At 69.3% G+C, this 15466-nt stretch carries 14 protein-coding genes and 1 other RNA gene; 6 read left to right on the top strand and 9 right to left on the bottom strand.

The annotated features are described in order from the left end of the window. Window positions 1-42 precede the first annotated feature (42 nt). Complete coding sequence (gene htpX, locus AC3A6G_RS23945) at window positions 43-915, top strand: protease HtpX (RefSeq protein WP_487865757.1); 873 nt, start codon at window positions 43-45, stop codon at window positions 913-915. Window positions 916-1013: 98 nt separating this feature from the next. Here the strand turns inward: htpX and AC3A6G_RS23940 are convergent, their stop codons facing one another. The 4 genes from AC3A6G_RS23940 to cysK form a co-directional block, all read right to left on the bottom strand. Further along, the gene (locus AC3A6G_RS23940) at window positions 1014-1823 is read right to left on the bottom strand and encodes a ProQ/FINO family protein (RefSeq protein WP_487874773.1); all 810 of its coding nucleotides are present in this window, start codon (window positions 1821-1823) and stop codon (window positions 1014-1016) included. A gap of 49 nt (window positions 1824-1872) precedes the next feature. After that, a complete protein-coding gene (locus tag AC3A6G_RS23935) occupies window positions 1873-2496 on the bottom strand; it encodes a flavin reductase family protein (protein ID WP_487874772.1) in 624 nt (207 codons plus the stop codon). 14 nt (window positions 2497-2510) lie between these two features. Next, a complete protein-coding gene (locus AC3A6G_RS23930; RefSeq protein WP_487874771.1) occupies window positions 2511-4151 on the bottom strand; it encodes an NAD(P)/FAD-dependent oxidoreductase in 1641 nt (546 codons plus the stop codon). 75 nt (window positions 4152-4226) lie between these two features. Next, complete coding sequence (cysK, locus tag AC3A6G_RS23925; RefSeq protein ID WP_487874770.1) at window positions 4227-5147, bottom strand: cysteine synthase A; 921 nt, start codon at window positions 5145-5147, stop codon at window positions 4227-4229. A gap of 107 nt (window positions 5148-5254) precedes the next feature. On the opposite strand from cysK, the gene rnpB reads away from it, so the two are divergent. Further along, window positions 5255-5583, top strand: an RNA gene (gene rnpB / locus AC3A6G_RS23920) — RNase P RNA component class A. A gap of 41 nt (window positions 5584-5624) precedes the next feature. Here rnpB and AC3A6G_RS23915 read toward each other — a convergent pair. The 3 genes from AC3A6G_RS23915 to AC3A6G_RS23905 are packed head-to-tail and all read right to left on the bottom strand — an operon-like array spanning window position 5625 to window position 8635. Continuing rightward, complete coding sequence (locus AC3A6G_RS23915) at window positions 5625-6188, bottom strand: hypothetical protein (protein WP_487874769.1); 564 nt, start codon at window positions 6186-6188, stop codon at window positions 5625-5627. 54 nt (window positions 6189-6242) lie between these two features. After that, window positions 6243-6959 (bottom strand): RNA pseudouridine synthase, encoded by a 717-nt coding sequence (locus AC3A6G_RS23910; protein ID WP_487861738.1) that lies wholly within the window; start codon window positions 6957-6959, stop codon window positions 6243-6245. Further along, a complete protein-coding gene (locus AC3A6G_RS23905; RefSeq protein WP_487874768.1) occupies window positions 6956-8635 on the bottom strand; it encodes an MBL fold metallo-hydrolase in 1680 nt (559 codons plus the stop codon). Before AC3A6G_RS23905 ends, AC3A6G_RS23910 begins: the two co-directional genes overlap by 4 nt. Before the next feature lie 119 nt (window positions 8636-8754). On the opposite strand from AC3A6G_RS23905, the gene AC3A6G_RS23900 reads away from it, so the two are divergent. Further along, entirely contained in the window at window positions 8755-9750 is a 996-nt protein-coding gene (locus AC3A6G_RS23900) for a Bug family tripartite tricarboxylate transporter substrate binding protein (RefSeq protein ID WP_487861736.1), read from the top strand. Here the strand turns inward: AC3A6G_RS23900 and AC3A6G_RS23895 are convergent. Further along, entirely contained in the window at window positions 9737-10663 is a 927-nt protein-coding gene (locus AC3A6G_RS23895) for a DMT family transporter (RefSeq protein WP_487865748.1), read from the bottom strand. The genes AC3A6G_RS23900 and AC3A6G_RS23895 overlap by 14 nt on opposite strands. Before the next feature lie 128 nt (window positions 10664-10791). On the opposite strand from AC3A6G_RS23895, the gene AC3A6G_RS23890 reads away from it, so the two are divergent. The 3 genes from AC3A6G_RS23890 to AC3A6G_RS23880 all read left to right on the top strand — a co-directional run bounded on the left by AC3A6G_RS23890 (window position 10792) and on the right by AC3A6G_RS23880 (window position 14562). After that, window positions 10792-12003, top strand: a complete 1212-nt coding sequence (locus tag AC3A6G_RS23890; RefSeq protein ID WP_487874779.1) for an amidohydrolase family protein — start codon at window positions 10792-10794, stop codon at window positions 12001-12003. A gap of 13 nt (window positions 12004-12016) precedes the next feature. Beyond that, complete coding sequence (locus tag AC3A6G_RS23885; RefSeq protein ID WP_487874767.1) at window positions 12017-12733, top strand: hypothetical protein; 717 nt, start codon at window positions 12017-12019, stop codon at window positions 12731-12733. 254 nt (window positions 12734-12987) lie between these two features. Continuing rightward, window positions 12988-14562 (top strand): patatin-like phospholipase family protein, encoded by a 1575-nt coding sequence (locus AC3A6G_RS23880; RefSeq protein WP_487874766.1) that lies wholly within the window; start codon window positions 12988-12990, stop codon window positions 14560-14562. A gap of 39 nt (window positions 14563-14601) precedes the next feature. Here AC3A6G_RS23880 and dkgB read toward each other — a convergent pair whose 3' ends face one another. Further along, window positions 14602-15450 carry a 2,5-didehydrogluconate reductase DkgB gene (gene dkgB / locus AC3A6G_RS23875; RefSeq protein WP_487874765.1) on the bottom strand — a complete coding sequence of 283 codons (849 nt, stop codon included), beginning with the start codon at window positions 15448-15450 and terminating at the stop codon, window positions 14602-14604. Window positions 15451-15466 lie beyond the last annotated feature (16 nt).

Below are 15466 nucleotides of genomic sequence, written 5' to 3'. Positions count from 1 at the left end.
GCCCTCATCTAGGCGGTAGCGTTCCCCCACGGAGAATCCAACTTGAAACGTATTGTTCTGTTCGTCCTGACCAACGTGATGGTCGTTGCGGTGCTCGGCATCGTCGCGAGCCTGCTCGGCGTCAACCGCTATCTCACGGCCAACGGGCTCAATCTGACGGCGCTGCTCGGCTTCGCGCTGATCATGGGCTTTGGCGGCGCGATCATCTCGCTCCTGATCAGCAAGCCCATGGCCAAGTGGACGACCAAGCTGCACATGATCGACAACCCCCAGACCCCCGACGAGGCCTGGATCGTCGGCACGGTGCGCAAGTTCGCCGACAAGGCCGGCATCGGCATGCCCGAGGTCGGCATCTTCGAGGGCGAGCCCAACGCCTTCGCCACCGGCGCGTTCAAGAACTCGTCGCTGGTCGCGGTGTCCACCGGCCTGCTACAGGGCATGACGCGTGAAGAGGTCGAGGCCGTGATCGGCCACGAGGTGGCGCACATCGCCAACGGCGACATGGTCACGATGACGCTGATCCAGGGCGTGATGAACACCTTCGTGGTGTTCCTCTCGCGCGTGATCGGCTACGCGGTCGACAGCTTCCTGCGCCGCGGCGACGACCGTTCGTCGGGCCCCGGCATCGGCTACTACGTGAGCACCATCGTGCTCGACATCTTGCTGGGCTTCGCCGCCGCCATCGTGGTGGCCTGGTTCTCGCGCCAGCGCGAGTTCCGCGCCGACGCCGGCGCCGCCGCGCTCATGGGCAACCGCCAGCCGATGATGAATGCGCTCGCGCGCCTGGGCGGCCTGCCGGCCGGCGAACTGCCCAAGGCCGTCGAGGCCATGGGCATCACGGGCAGCATGGGCAAGCTGTTCGCCACGCACCCGCCAATCGAGGAGCGCATCGCGGCGCTGCAGAACGCGCGCTGAGCGTCCGAGCCTGCAGAAGCCAAAGAAAAGCCGCCACGGGCACACCGTGGCGGCTTTTTTTGCTTCTGCGCTGCCGCAGCAGCCTCGATCGAATGCGATCAGCTGGCGGCTGCAGGCGCCGCCGGCTGCCGCTCGGTGCGTGCGCGTGCGAGCGTGGCGGTCACTTCCTTGGCGTCCATGCCGTACATCTCGGCGAAGGCCTGCTCGCTGTCGCGTCCACTCGACTCGAAGGCGCGCAGCAGCGCCTCGCGCTTGGCGGCCTGGCGCGCCAGTTCGGCCAGCGCTTCGTCGAGCACGGCATTGGTGTCCTCGTCGCGCGAGCGCACCAGCACGGCATAGGCTTCGCGGTCGAGGCCCGAGGCTTCCACCGCGCGGGCGATGCGGGTCACCAGCTGCGGGCGCAGGTCTTCGCCGGGGTTGCGCTGCGCGCGGCGGCGGTGCAGCTCGAGGATGGCGTGGTGCACATGCTCGGGCGCGACCGGCTCCACCACGTTGCCGTCGAGGTCGTGGCGCGGATGGCCCGCGGCCACGGCCTCGAGGTAGCGCGTGGAGCGCGCATGCAGGCCGAGCCCGACCTTCAGCTCGTCCTTCTTGAACACGTCGGCATGCTTGTCGAGCAGGTCCTGGAACACGCCGAGCTTGAGCGGCAGGAAGCGCGCGCCGAACAGGTTCGGATAGAGCTCGAACAGCTTCTCGAGCGCCGGATGCACCTTGCGGCCGCGCGACGCTTGCTGCTGCTGCGGTGGCTGCTGCTTCTGCTGCTGGTTTTGCGGCTGCCCAGACTGCCCGGGGTTGCGTTTCTTTCTCTGCTGCTGGCGCGGCTGCTTCTGCGCCGCGCCGCCGTCGGCTTCCGCCGGCTGCTGGACTTCCTGGATCTGTTCTTCTTGGGGCGTGGCGGTGTCGGTCATCGGTCGGTGGTCAGGTTGTCGGCGGCACAAAAAATAGGGTTCCGCGCATTCAGCGCGGGCGGAACATCTTGAAGAGATTGTCGGCGCTGATCTCGAAATACTCGGCCGGCCCGCCGCCGCGCAGGATCGGCTGGGCCGCGGCGGTGTCGTAGATGCCGTTCTTCAGCAGGTGCCGTGCGATGTGCACGCCCACCACTTCGCCGAGGACGAGCCAGGTGGGCACCGGCACGCCGTCGGCGCCTTCGAGCTGCAGCAGCTGGGTGAGCCTGCATTCGAACGACACCGGGCTTTCGGCCACGCGCGGCACTGCGATGGTGCGCGATGCCGCGGGCGTGAGGCCGGCGAGTTCGAATTCGTCCACCTCGGGCGGCACGGCCGCGCAGGAGCGGTTCATCTGCTCGGCCAGCGGCCGCGTGGCCAGGTTCCAGCCGAACTCGCGCGTCTGGCGGATGTTGTGCAGGCTGTCCTTGGCGCCGATGCTCGCGAAGCCCACGATCGGCGGCGTGTAGTTGAAGGCGTTGAAGAAGCTGTAGGGCGCGAGGTTGAGCACGCCGTGCTCGTCCTGCGACGAGATCCATCCGATCGGCCGCGGACCGACCATGGCATTGAACGGGTCGTGCGGCAGGCCGTGGCCCTTGGCCGGCTCGTAGAAGTGGAAGTCGTCGCGCGTCATGGTGGCGGTGGTGCTCAGGTTCCGGTCGCGCTGCGCGCCACCGCTTCGGCCACCTTGATGCCGTCGACGCCGGCCGAGAGGATGCCGCCGGCGTAGCTCGCGCCTTCGCCGGCTGGGTAGAGGCCGCGCACGTTGAGGCTCTGGAAGTCGTCGCCGCGCGTGATGCGGATCGGAGACGAGGTGCGCGTCTCGACGCCCGTGAGCACCGCATCGTGCAGGTCGAAGCCCTTGATCTTGCGGCCGAAGGCGGGAAAGGCCTCGCGCATCGCCTCGATGGCATAGGGCGGCAGCGCCTGGTGCAGGTCGGTGGGCGTGACGCCGGGTTTGTACGACGGGGTCACGCTGCCGAGCGCGGTCGACGGCCGGCCGGCGATGAAGTCGCCCACCAGCTGGCCTGGTGCGCGGTAGTCGCCGCCGCCGAGCACGAAGGCATTCGATTCGAGTTCGCGCTGCAGTGCGATGCCGGCGAGCGCATCGCCGGGCGCCTCGGGCGTCCAGCCCGGGAAGTCGCGCGGCTCGATGCCGACCACGATGCCCGCGTTGGCATTGCGCTCGTTGCGCGAATACTGGCTCATGCCGTTGGTGACCACGCGGCCCGGCTCGCTCGTGGCGGCCACCACGGTGCCGCCGGGGCACATGCAGAAGCTATAGACCGAGCGGCCGTTGCTGGCGTGGTGCACCAGCTTGTAGTCGGCCGCGCCGAGCAGCGGATGTCCCGCATGGCGGCCCCAGCGCGCGCGGTCGATCAGGCCCTGCGGATGCTCGACGCGAAAGCCGATCGAGAACGGCTTGGCATCGATGTGCACGCCGCGCGCGTGCAGCATTTCGAAGGTGTCGCGCGAACTGTGGCCGAGCGCCATCACCACATGGTCGGCGCGCAGTTCGCTGCGCTGGCCGGTCGTCTGGTCGAGCACGGTCAGGCCGCGAAGCTGACCGCTCTCGATGTGCACGTCGGTCACGCGCTGTTCGAAGCGGATCTCGCCGCCGAGCGCCACGATCTGCTCGCGGATGTTCTCGACCACCTTCACGAGCTTGAAGGTGCCGATGTGCGGATGCGCGACGTAGAGGATCTCGGGCGGCGCACCGGCCTTCACGAACTCTTCCATCACCTTGCGCCCGAGGAAGCGCGGGTCCTTGATCTGGCTGTAGAGCTTGCCGTCCGAAAAGGTGCCGGCGCCGCCTTCGCCGAACTGCACGTTCGACTCGGGGTTCAGCACGCTCTTGCGCCACAGGCCCCAGGTGTCGCGGGTGCGCTGGCGCACCGTCTTGCCGCGCTCGAGCACGATCGGGCGAAAGCCCATCTTCGCGAGCATCAGCGCGGCAAAAATGCCGCAGGGGCCGAAGCCGATCACCACCGGCCGCGGGGCGCCCTCGGGCGCATGCACCGGCGGCGTGTAGCGCATGTCGGGCGCGCTCTGGATGTGCGGGTTGCCGGCGTGGCGCGCGAGCAGGGCGGCTTCGCCTGCCGGGTCGGCCAGCTGCACGTCGCAGATGTAGACCGTGCGCAGGTCGGCCTTGCGTGCATCGAAGCTGCGCTTGTAGACCGTGTGCGAGGCAATGGCTGCGGGTTCGACGCCGAGCGTGCTGGCGATCAGCGCGGGCAGTGCGTCGTCGGCATGGCCGAGCGGGAGTTTGAGTTCGGAGATTCTCAGCATGGCGTGGGGCTTGTGTTTATCAAGCAGACCGCGGATTTTAGAGGGTCGCGCCCCGGCGGGCGCCGACCGGGGGATTCAGGCCGGGAGGAAGCCTTCGACCGAGAGGTAGCGCTCGCCGGTGTCGTAGTTGAAGCCCAGCACCACCGCATCGGGTGCGAGCGAGGGCAGCTTCTGCGCGATGGCCGCGAGCGTCGCGCCCGAGGAGATGCCCACGAGCATGCCTTCCTCGACCGCGCAGCGGCGCGCCATTTCGCGCGCCGGCTCGGCATCGACCTGCAGCACGCCGTCGAGCACCGAGGTGTCGAGGTTGTTCGGGATGAAGCCCGCGCCGATGCCCTGGATCGGATGCGGCGAGGGCTGGCCGCCCGAGATCACCGGCGATGCCACGGGCTCGACCGCGAACACCTGCAGCTTCGGCCACTTCTTCTTGAGCACCTTTGCCACGCCGGTGATGTGGCCACCCGTGCCCACGCCGGTGATCAGCACGTCGATGCCCTCGGGGAAGTCGGCCGCGATCTCGTCGGCCGTGGTGCGCATGTGCACCTCGACATTGGCAGGATTGTTGAACTGCTGCGGCATCCAGGCGCCGGGCGTGCCGGCGACGATTTCCTCGGCCCGCGCGATCGAGGCCTTCATGCCGCCCGCGCGCGGCGTCAGGTCGAAGGTGGCGCCGTAGGCCAGCATCAGGCGGCGGCGCTCCAGCGACATGCTGTCGGGCATCACGAGCACCAGCTTGTAGCCCTTGACAGCCGCGACCATCGCAAGGCCGATGCCGGTGTTGCCCGAGGTCGGCTCCACGATCGTGCCGCCGGGCTTCAGCGCGCCGGATTTCTCGGCTTCTTCCACCATCGCGAGCGCGATGCGGTCCTTGATCGAGCCGCCGGGATTGGCGCGCTCGGACTTGATCCACACCTGCTGCTTCGCCTGGCCGAACAGGCGCTGGATGCGGATGTGCGGCGTGTTGCCGATGGTCTGGAGGATGTTCTGGGCCTTCATTGCTGGATCTCCTTGGAGTAGGACCTGGTGTCGGTTTGGGGACGGTCGACCGCCATTGTGGAACGGTCGGCGGGCGCTGCGAAGGCATGGAGCGATAATCCTTGTGTGAAGCACGCCAGACCGCCGCTGGTGCAAGTGCCGAAAGGCCGCACTGGAGGAACGTCCGGACTGCACAGGACAGCGCAGGAGTTAACGACTCTCCACCGTGAGGTGAGGATCAGAGCAACAGAGACGAGCCGATTCAGTTCGGGTGAAACGGGCAATCTCTGCGCGCAGCAACACCAAGTAGGCCAGTATCGAGGTGGTTCCGCTGAGCTGGCGGGTAGGTGGCATCGAGCCGTCTGGTGACAGGCGGCCCAGAGTAATGGCGGTCACGCCGAGGGCTTCGCAAGAGGCCTTCGGCGCACAGAATCCGGCTTATCGGCGGGCTTCACACTTTCTTTCGCACGGGCGCTCCGATACGGCGCCCGTGCCCCCTCAGCGGGTGAAGAGCCAGCCGCCCTTGGGCTGGCGCGCCAGTTCGTGGCGCCGCACGGCGCGCTCCTCGCCGTCGTCGCCCACGTAGACGACCTCGAAGCGCAGCCGCTTCGGCGACACCATCTTCCAGTTCTGCATCCGCTTGACGGTCACGCAGGCCGTCCTGTCGTGGTACTGCATGCCCGCCATCGGCCCGCCCTGGAAGCCGGTGCCGTCGAACAGCCGGCCGGGCGCAGCAAAGGGGTTGAGCACGGCGCCGTTGCGCGCGGTGATGCAGCCTTCGGTGCGCACGAACGATTCGATGGTCGGTGCGGCGCTGCGCACCACGCGGGCCACCGCCGGGCTCGGCGGGCTGGCGGCGATCACCTCGCGGATGCGTTCGACCTGCGCCTCGGTGATCGGCGCCAGGCCGCTGGGCGACACCACCGGCGGCGGTGCGGGCGACGGCGGATCGCTCGGCGGCAGCAGCGGTGCCAGCAGCGGGGCCAGGTAGCTGCAGCCCGCCAACGCCAACGCCAGCGGCACGGTGCAGGCAAGTGCGGCGCGTCCGGAACCGAACTTCATCCTTGTCTCCTTGGTTGAACGTGTCCTGTCGTCGATGGCGCGCGCGGCCCGCCTTCAGAAGCGCTCGTGCGGCGTGAGATAGCGCCACTGGCCCGGCAGCAGCCCCGCCAGCGGCACACGGCCGATGCGGATGCGCCGCATCGCGAGGATGCGCAGCCCGGCCTGGTCGCACAGGTGCGCGATCTGGCCGGGCCGCGGGCCCTTGATGGCAAAGCGCAGGCCGGTCTGGTCGGGCGCCTGGCGGCCGATGCTCACGCGCGCGGTCGAGCGCTCGAAGCGCGCGAGCTGCTCGGGCGAGACCGCGCCCGCCACGTCGACCATCACCTCGTGCTCGAGGATGCCGGCGTCCTCTTGCAGCTTGCGCTCGATGCGCCATTCCTGCGTGTAGACCACGAGCCCGCTCGCGCCGCTTTCGAGCGGCGTCATGCAGCGCTGCGCGCGCGCGTGCGCGGGCAGGAAGCGCAGGCCCGCGCGCTCGGGCTCGTGGTGGTTGGCCGCCACGAGCAACTGGTGTGCGTTGTCGGTCGGCATGCCCGCGGGCTTGTGCAGCAGCAGCGTGACCGCCACCACCGGCTCGGGCTTGGCGCCGGCTTCGATCTCGACCTGCTGGTGCGGCTGCACGCGCGACTGCGGCAGCAGCGCCGGCACGCCGTCGACGCGCACCGCGCCGTTCTCGATCAAGAGCTCGGCCTCGCGGCGCGAGCAGCCCGCGAGCGCGGCCACGCGCTTGGCAAGGCGGATGCCTTCGTCTTCGTTGCGAGCACCCTTCATGGTGCTGCCGCCGCCGTGCGTTGGCGGATGCGCGCCACATGCGCGGCCAGCGAGCGGGCCGCCACCGGCCACAGGCGTTCGGGCACGTCGTCGTAGGCCAGCGGCAGCCAGTCGTCGGGCGTGCCGTCGGGCAGCTTCTCCATGGCCTGCGCGATCTTGGCCTCGCGCTTCAGCCGGTGCGCCTTGAGCTGCGCGATGGCGCGGCGCGCGCTGCCGATCACGTAGCCGTGCGCGGGCAGGATGAAGTCGATGCCGCCGGCCTCGCAGGCTGCGTCGAGCCGGTCGAGCGAGTCGAGGTAGGCGTTCATGTCGCCGTCGGGCGGATCGACCACCGTGGTGCTGCCGTTGAGGATGTGGTCGCCCGAGAACAGCAGCCCGTCTTCTTCGAGCACCAGGCACAGGTGGTTCGCGGCATGGCCCGGCGTGTGGACCGCGCGCAGCGTATGGGTCACGGCCTCGCCCGTGGCCGAGCTGCCCGACAGCACCAGGCGTTCGCCGTCGGCCAGTTCGCGTTCGGCCACGAAACGCGCCGAGGCGCGCGCGGTGGCTGCCGACGACAGGCCGACGATCGGCGGCCGGGCCTGGCACAGCGCCTGCAGCGGCGCGGCGCCCGGCGAGTGGTCGGCATGCGAATGGGTGCAGACGATCATGCGCACGTCGCCGTGCGTGGCGCGCCACAGGCGCTCGATGTGCGCCGCATCGTTCGGGCCGGGGTCGATCACGATGTAGCCCGTGGCCGCGTTGCCGACGATGTAGCTGTTGGTGCCCGGCCCGGTCATCGCGCTCGGGTTGCCGGCGGTCAGGCGCTGCACGTTGGCGAGCAGCGGCACCGGTCGCTCGTTCTGCCAGTCGAGCGCGTGCAGCAGCTGGCCGTCGGGGCACACCAGCGCGAGTTCGCCGTAGGGCGATTCGTGTTCCATGTAGCGCGTGTCCAGCCCGCCGAGCAGGCCGGCGCGCGGGCAGCTGGTCCACAGCGGCCGCTCGGTGCCGCCCTGTGGACCGCAGGCTTCGAGCACCGCATCGACGCTCGCGTAGGCCGCCAGCCGCTGCAGCGTGCGCACGGTCGGAAAGATCATGAAGAAGCTGCCGGCGTCGTGCCGCGCGAGCGCGTCGGCCGGGCGCACCCAGCAGGGCTCGAACTGCTCGCTCTCGTCGGCAGAGGGCGTCTGGCCCTCGGGCATGCGGGCGACCAGGAAAGGCACATCGAAGCGCCGCGGCAGGTCGCGGTCGGTAACCCAGTGCGCCAACGTGAACACGTGGTCGCTCGCGAGCACCAGGCCCCGCTCGGCGCATTGTGCGACGAAGGAAATCGGAGAGGTGGTGCTGCGGTCCATGGCGGCGATGTCCGCGGCGTTTGCGGGCCGGCCGTCGGCATGGCGCGCGAGCAGCACGCCGAGCTCCTCGAAGCCTTCGCGGATGGCCGCGACGGCTTGGGTGAGCTGCAGGTCGGTCTGCGTCGGGCGCCGCGAGGCGATGAGCCCGGCGGCCGCGTCGGCCGGGTCGATCTGCCCGCCCGGGAACACATAGGCTCCCGGTGCGAAGCTGGCGGTGGCGGAGCGGCGTGTCATCAGCACTTCGATGCCGGCCTCGGAATCGCGCAGCAGCAGCACGGTGGCGGCGGCGCGCACGGGCGCGGGCTCGCGTGCGGGGTGGAGTTGTTGTGTGGGGCGAACCATGCGGCGATTATGGAGAGATGCCGCAGCGCGCGTGCGGAGTGCAGAAGCTCATGCCGCATCCGGCATGAGCCGCGCGCCACAATTCCGCTTTGCACCGCCCGCCTCGAGGAAAGACAGCCATGATCCATTTTCCCTTCTCGCGCCTGTTGTCCATCGCCCTGTTCGCCACCGCATCGGCCCCCGCGCTGGCCCAGGCCCCCACCGACTGGCCGCAGCAGCCGGTCACGCTGATCATGGGCTTCCCGGCCGGTTCGGGCGTTGACGTGGTGGCCCGCGCGATCCAGGAACCGCTGGCCAGGCAGCTGGGCAAGCAGGTCGTCATCGACTACAAGTCGGGCGCGGCCGGCAACATCGCGAGCGAGTACGTCGCCCATGCCAAGCCCGACGGCTACACGCTCTCGTTTGGCACCGCGGCCACGCACGGCAGCAATGCCGCGCTCTACAAGAAGCTGCCGTTCGACGTGGAAGCCGACTTCGTGCCGGTGGCGCCGGTGCTCGACGTGTCGAACGTGCTCACCATCAATGCCGACGTGATGAACGTGCGCACGTTGAAGGAGTTCGTCGAGCTCGTCAAGGCCAACCCCGGCAAGTACAACTATGCGTCCACCGGCAACGGCGCGGGTACGCACATGGCCTTTGCCGAGTTCAATTCGCGCCTCGGCCTGGACATGGTGCACGTGCCCTACAAGGGCGGGCCCGAGGCCATCACCTCGGTGGTGCGCGGCGAGACCTGCTGCATCATGAACCAGGTGCAGACGGTGCTGCCGCACTACAAGGCCGGCAAGGTGCGCCTCCTGGGCGTGACCACCGCCAAGCCGGTGACGGCAGTGAAAGAGGTGCCCACCATCGCTTCCAGCGGCCTTGCGGGCACCCGGGGCTTCGACAGCTCGATCTGGTTCGGCATCTTCGCACCCAAGGGCACCGAGGCGCGCATCGTCGACAAGCTCAATGCCGCGGTGAAGGCCGTGCTCGAGCAGCCCGAGATCCGCGAGCGCTTCGAGGCCCAGGGCAACACGGTGCGCATCGAGTCGCCCGCGCAGTTCAAGAAGACGGTGCACGACAACCGCGTGAAGTGGGCCGAGGTGGCCAAGGCGGCGAACATCAGCATCGATTGAGGCGGGGCTCGGCGGCGGGGCGGTTGCGCCGCGCGGGCAGCGTCATCGCCATGACGCCGGCCACGGTGCAGGCCAGCCCGAGCCATGCGGTGGGCGCGAGCCGCTCGCCCAGGAAGACGACACCGATCGCCACGCCGACCGGCACCCGCAGATAGGCCTGCGCGGCCGTGGCCATCGGCCCCAGCGTGCGGATGAGCCGGAAATAGATCGTGAAGGCCACGGCCGTCGACAGCACCGCCAGTGCGAGCACCGCGAGCACCGACGCGGCGGACGGCACCAGCGTCCAGGGGCGATCGATCGCCAGGCTGGCGGGCAGCAGCATCACCGAGCCGCACAGCAGCGAGCCCGCCGCGGGCACCATCGGGTCGAAGCCCTTGAACACGCGGCCGAACATGGCCGCGCCGCCGTAGCAGATGGCGGCCACCACCAATGCGACCTGCGCGAGCAGCGCGCGCCCGATCCCGCCCAGGGCCTCCGCACCCACGACCAAGCAGATGCCTGCGAGCCCGGCGCCCACGCCCAGCAGACGGCGCAGCGTCGGCGGTTCGGTGCCGCGCAGGCCGAGGCCCAGCAGGAAGATGAAGATCGGCGAGGTCGAGTTGAGGATGGTCGCAAGCCCCGCGTCGACGCTGCGCTCGGCCCAGGCGATGAGCGTGAAGGGCAGCACGCTGTTCAGCACGGCCTGCAGCATGAAGCGGCGCCAGATGGCGGCGTCGCGCGGCAGCCGCACCCCGCGCAGCCGCAGCACCGCGAGCAGCAGCAGCCCCGCCACCAGCGTGCGCGCGGCGATCAGCGTGATGGGCGGGATCGTGGCCACGCCGACCTTGATGAAGGTGTACGAGGCGCCCCAGAGCACGGCAAGCAGCGCGAGAAGCGCCCATTCGGTGGGCAGGTGGGTCAGTGTCTTTTTCATGGTGCACCGATGGTCGCCACCCGGCGCGGCGCACGCTTCGCTCCAGGCCGAAGCGTGGGCGCCGCATGCACCGGGTTGCGCGCAGGTATCCTCGAATTCCCTTCGATGCCGTGAAAGAACCGATCGCCATGCCCTCGCTCCTGCTGCGCCGCGTGCGTCCCGCCGGCCTTGCGCCCGATGTTCCCGTCGATGTGCTCGTGCAGGATGGCCGCATCGCGGCGGTGGGCCCAGCCCTGGCCGCGCCGGCCGGCACGCCCGTCGAGGACGGCGGCGGCGCCTTGCTGCTGCCCGGCCTCGTCGAAAGCCACACCCACCTCGACAAGACGCTCTGGGGCATGGACTGGTACCGCAACGAAGTGGGGCCCCAGCTCACCGACCGGATCGAGAACGAGCGCGCCTTCCGGCATGCGAGCGGGCACGACGCCGCCGTGCAGTCTATGGTGCTGGCCAAGGCCTTTCTCGCGCTCGGCACCACGCGGCTGCGCACGCACGTCGACATCGACACGCAGGCCGGCCTGCGCCACCTCGACGGCACGCTGCGCACGCGCGAGGCGATGCGCGCGGTGCAGCAGATCCAGGTGGTCGCGTTTCCGCAGTCGGGCCTGCTCGGGCGGCCGGGCACGGCCGAACTGCTCGACCAGGCGCTGGCGCGCGGTGCCGACGTGCTCGGCGGGCTCGACCCGTGCGCCATCGATGGCGACCCGGTGCGTTCGCTCGACTTGTTGTTCGGCCTGGCCGAGAAGCACCAGCGCCCGCTCGACATCCACCTGCACGAGCCCGGCGCCATGGGTGCGTTCTCGCTCGACCTGATCCTGCAGCGCACGGCCGCGCTCGGCATGCAGGGCAGGGTGGCGATCAGCCACGGCTTCTGCCTGGGCGACATCGCCGAGCGCGAGCGCGACGCGTTGCTCGCGCGCATGGCCGCGCTGGGCGTGGTGCTGATCACCAGCGCGTCGCCGTCGCGCACCGTGCCGCCGCTCATCGCCTGCCGGCAGGCCGGCGTGACGGTTTGTGGCGGCAACGACGGCATCCGCGACACCTGGTCGCCCTACGGCAGCCCCGACATGCTGGAGCGCGCGATGTTCATCGGCATGCGCTACAACCTGCGCCGCGACGACGAGATCGATGTCGCGCTCGACACCGTCACGCATGCCGGCGCGCGCGGCTGCGGCTTTGCGCACTACGGCCTCGAAGCCGGCTGCCGCGCCGACCTGGTGCTGGTCGATGCCCGGACCGCCGCGCACGCGGTGGTCGCGCGGCCGCTGCGCAGGCTCGTGGTGGCGGGCGGGCGCATCGTGGCGCGCGATGGCGTGCTCGAGGCCGGCGTGGCCGCGCTCTGACCCTCACGGCGGCATGCGCGACGGACTGACCGCCTTCCATTGGTGCGGCGATGCGATCCGCAGCCGCAGCGTGAGCGACGCCGTGCATGTCGGCACGCTCGACGTGCCCGCCCCGCCCGCGCGACTCGTGGCCGACTGGGAACGCGAGATCGCGACGCGCCTCTTTCTCGAGCCCGGCGACGTCGAGCCCCTGCCGCTGGCGCGCGCGCGCATGCGCTGGCCCGACCATGGCCGCTCGGTGCAGGCGATGGCCGACTGGCTCGCCGCGCTCGGCATGCCCGGCGTGCTCGACGGCAGCGCGCTGGCGCTCATGGCCTGCCGCGGCGCCCGGTACCACCACGACGCCGAGCAGTACGGCAGCGCCGTCTTCTGCAACCTCTTCATGAGCGACGACAAGGGGCTCGACGTGCACTTTCCCGACGTCGGCCTGCGCGTGCCGCTGGCCAGGGGCACCGCGCTGGCCTTCGACACCGCGCAGCCCCACGCCGTGGTCCGGCGCGGCAGCAGCGGCTTCGATGCTGCGCACTTCGCGGCGGGGAGTGACGTGACGCAGTGCTTTCTGAGCTGGGAGCTGCCCGTGGCGAACCCCGATGTCGCGCGCGCGCTGCGCATCGCGTTCGACACCGATCCTGCGGCCGCGGCGCAGTTCGACGAAGCGCAGGTCCGGCAGAACGGCGCCCGCGTTCGCGTGTGCCCGGCCACGGGCCGCTGGCTCACAGCAGCGGGCTGAACCACGCGTGCGGGCGCAGGCATTGACCCCTGCCGAGGCGGGTGAACTAAGGCATGCACTCGATGCGTTCGATGATGCTGTCGCGTGAGCACGGCGCGACGCGGACGACTACCTTTGTTGCAGATCTTGCGCGCCGCGCGGCACGGCCCAGTACATCGATGGATTGAACGGGATTCCACGCGTAGACGCTCCCAGGGCGCCGCCAGAGACTCCGCTTCCCTGAGTGGGGGAGCCATTTTCAAAGGAGTTGACACATGGAAAAAGACAAGCAGTTCACCATCCTCTCGTTCGTCGGCGGCGGCATACGAGGCTTGATGTCGGTCACGATTCTCGAGAAGCTCTACAAGCGATTTCCGGGTCTTATCGAGCACACCGACCTGATTGCCGGATGCTCGACCGGCTCGATCATCACGAGCGAGCTTCTCGCGGGAAAGAAGCCGCAGCACCTGATCGATTTCTTCACCGATCCCAAGGGGGAGCTCGGCTTCTACGACGCCATGAGCACCGATCCCAGGGCGCCCGCCTATTCGATCCAGAAGGTCTACGACTCGCAGTTCCTGCTGCACGGCCCGCTGAAAGTGAGCGAGCTGAAGCGCAAGAAGGCATTGTTCGTGACCTTCAATGTCGGCAAGCTCGAAACCTCCTCCGAGGGCGTCATGACGCCCGTTCCCTGGCAGCCCGTGATGTACACCAACATGATCCCGGGCCACGGCGACGTGGAGATCGCCAAGGCCGCGACCTCGAGCGGCGCCATGCCGGGGCAGCTCGGCTCGTACGAGGGCAACGTCGACGGCGCCTTCTTCAACCACGATCCGACGGTCGCGGCCATCTCGCTGGCCGTGCGCGCCGGGCACAAGCTCGAGAACATCGTGGCGATCACCATCGGCACCGGGCTGATGTACGACTGGATCGCAAGCGACACCGGCGACTGGGGCGCCGACCAGTGGATGAACGGCGTCGCCGATCCGTTCAACAGCACGCCACCCTTTCTCATGAACCAGTCCAAGCCCGGGCCGATCCTCGACATGTGCCTCAACGGCACCTCGACCGAGCTCATGCCGATGCTGGCCGGCATGCTGCTTGGCGACCGCTATGTGAACATCAACCCGCGGCTGCCGTTCTTCATTCCCGAGAACACGACCTACCAGCAGGCCATCGACCTGCTGCAGGAAAAGGGCCGAACCGCCGACACGGCGCGCGCCGAGGCATTGATCGAAGCGTACTGGTGGGACCACCTGCCCGACGGCCCCGTCGAGCAGGTGGCCAGCTCCGGCACCGGGAAGAAGGGCGCTGCTGCTGCAGCAGCAACGGCTGTGCCCCGGGCGGCGTCGGCCGGCAGCTCGGCGAGCACGCTGAACCTCGGGCCGTACTGCATCCAGCACATGAGCGGCAACCAGTACGTACTCGACGTCGACAATGGCAGCACCGACAAGGGCACGCCAGTGATCGGCTTCGGCGCCAAGCCCACGGGAACCGAGAACCAGCAATGGCGCTTCGTTCCGGCAGGGCCCGAGGCACCGGGCTGGTGGTACCTGCAGACGATGATGGGCACCGACTACGTCATGACGCTGCAGCCGCACGCCACGAGCGGGTCGGGGCCCATCGTGATGCAGCCCATCTCGGCGGCCGACGCCGACACGCAGCTGTGGAGCCTGCAGCCGACCGAAGAGCTGGGCTACTGGTACATCCAGAGCAAGTACGGCGCGAGCAACAAGCAGGCGTCCGCGGTCATTGAGCTCGATGGCGATGCCTCGGCCGCGCCGGCGCTCGCCAATCCGATCAGCTTCACCGGATTCGAGACGCAGGCCTGGGGCTTCAAGCCGGTCTAGCGGCAGCCGTCAGGCGGCACAGCGCCGGCGCGCGCCCCTTCAATCCCACGCCGGCGACAGCCCGGCCGGATCGGTCAGGCGCTCGCCGCGCTCGAGCGCCGCGATCTGCGCCATCTCCGGGTCCGTCAGGCGAAGCTGCCGCGCCGCGAGGTTGCTTTCGAGGTTCGCGCGCTTCGTCGAAGACGGGATCACCGCATGGCCGAGCTGCATTGCCCACGCCAGCACCACCTGCGCGGTGGTGGCATTGCAGTGCGCCTTCGCGATGGCCTCGATCACCGGGTCGCCGAGCACCTTGCCGTAGGCCAGCGTCATGTACGAGGTGATGTGGATGCCCTGGCTCTGGGCGAAAGCGGCCACCCTGCGGTTCTGCAGGTAGGGATGCAGTTCGATCTGGTTGGTGGCGATCTCCTTGGCGCCCACGGCCGCAATGGCTTCCTTCATGAGCGCGATGTTGAAGTTCGACACGCCGATCAGCCGCGTGAGTCCCTGCGCCTTGGCCTCGGCCAGCGCGCCCATGAACTCGGCCACGGGCACCGCATGGCCCGGAGAGGGCCAGTGGATCAGCGTGAGGTCGACCTGCTCGGTGCGCAGCTTCGCGAGGCTCTGCTTCAGGCTCGGGATCAGCTTGTCGTTGGCGTAGTTGTCGGTCCAGATCTTGGTGGTGATGAAGAGCTCGCCGCGCGGCACGCCGCTTTCCGCGATGGCCTGTCCCACCTCGGCTTCGTTGCCGTAGATCTGCGCGGTGTCGATCGCGCGGTAGCCCAGGTCGAGCCCGTTCTTCACCGAGTCGATCACCACCTGTCCCTTGAGGCGGAAGGTGCCGAGGCCGAAGGCGGGAACCGCCGTGCTGTCGGCGGGGTTGGAGGTCTTGGGGTTGGTGGTCGTCATGGTCGCGTTCCTTTGT

This window comes from Variovorax sp. Soil_C_26 (assembly GCF_057657075.1).
Note: the sequence above shows the minus strand (reverse complement) of the source record. Positions and strands in the feature narration are given on the sequence as shown.

Bases quoted from the DNA above. Each gene is read 5' to 3' on its own strand.
- AC3A6G_RS23905 (WP_487874768.1), bottom strand. From the start codon at position 8,635: ATGGTTCGCCCCACACAACAACTCCACCCCGCACGCGAGCCCGCGCCC.
- AC3A6G_RS23895 (WP_487865748.1), bottom strand. From the start codon at position 10,663: ATGAAAAAGACACTGACCCACCTGCCCACCGAATGGGCGCTTCTCGCG.
- AC3A6G_RS23940 (WP_487874773.1), bottom strand. From the start codon at position 1,823: ATGACCGACACCGCCACGCCCCAAGAAGAACAGATCCAGGAAGTCCAG.
- AC3A6G_RS23880 (WP_487874766.1), top strand. From the start codon at position 12,988: ATGGAAAAAGACAAGCAGTTCACCATCCTCTCGTTCGTCGGCGGCGGC.
- dkgB (WP_487874765.1), bottom strand. From the start codon at position 15,450: ATGACGACCACCAACCCCAAGACCTCCAACCCCGCCGACAGCACGGCG.
- AC3A6G_RS23885 (WP_487874767.1), top strand. From the start codon at position 12,017: ATGCGCGACGGACTGACCGCCTTCCATTGGTGCGGCGATGCGATCCGC.
- AC3A6G_RS23890 (WP_487874779.1), top strand. From the start codon at position 10,792: ATGCCCTCGCTCCTGCTGCGCCGCGTGCGTCCCGCCGGCCTTGCGCCC.
- AC3A6G_RS23910 (WP_487861738.1), bottom strand. From the start codon at position 6,959: ATGAAGGGTGCTCGCAACGAAGACGAAGGCATCCGCCTTGCCAAGCGC.
- AC3A6G_RS23900 (WP_487861736.1), top strand. From the start codon at position 8,755: ATGATCCATTTTCCCTTCTCGCGCCTGTTGTCCATCGCCCTGTTCGCC.
- AC3A6G_RS23930 (WP_487874771.1), bottom strand. From the start codon at position 4,151: ATGCTGAGAATCTCCGAACTCAAACTCCCGCTCGGCCATGCCGACGAC.
- cysK (WP_487874770.1), bottom strand. From the start codon at position 5,147: ATGAAGGCCCAGAACATCCTCCAGACCATCGGCAACACGCCGCACATC.
- AC3A6G_RS23915 (WP_487874769.1), bottom strand. From the start codon at position 6,188: ATGAAGTTCGGTTCCGGACGCGCCGCACTTGCCTGCACCGTGCCGCTG.
- AC3A6G_RS23935 (WP_487874772.1), bottom strand. From the start codon at position 2,496: ATGACGCGCGACGACTTCCACTTCTACGAGCCGGCCAAGGGCCACGGC.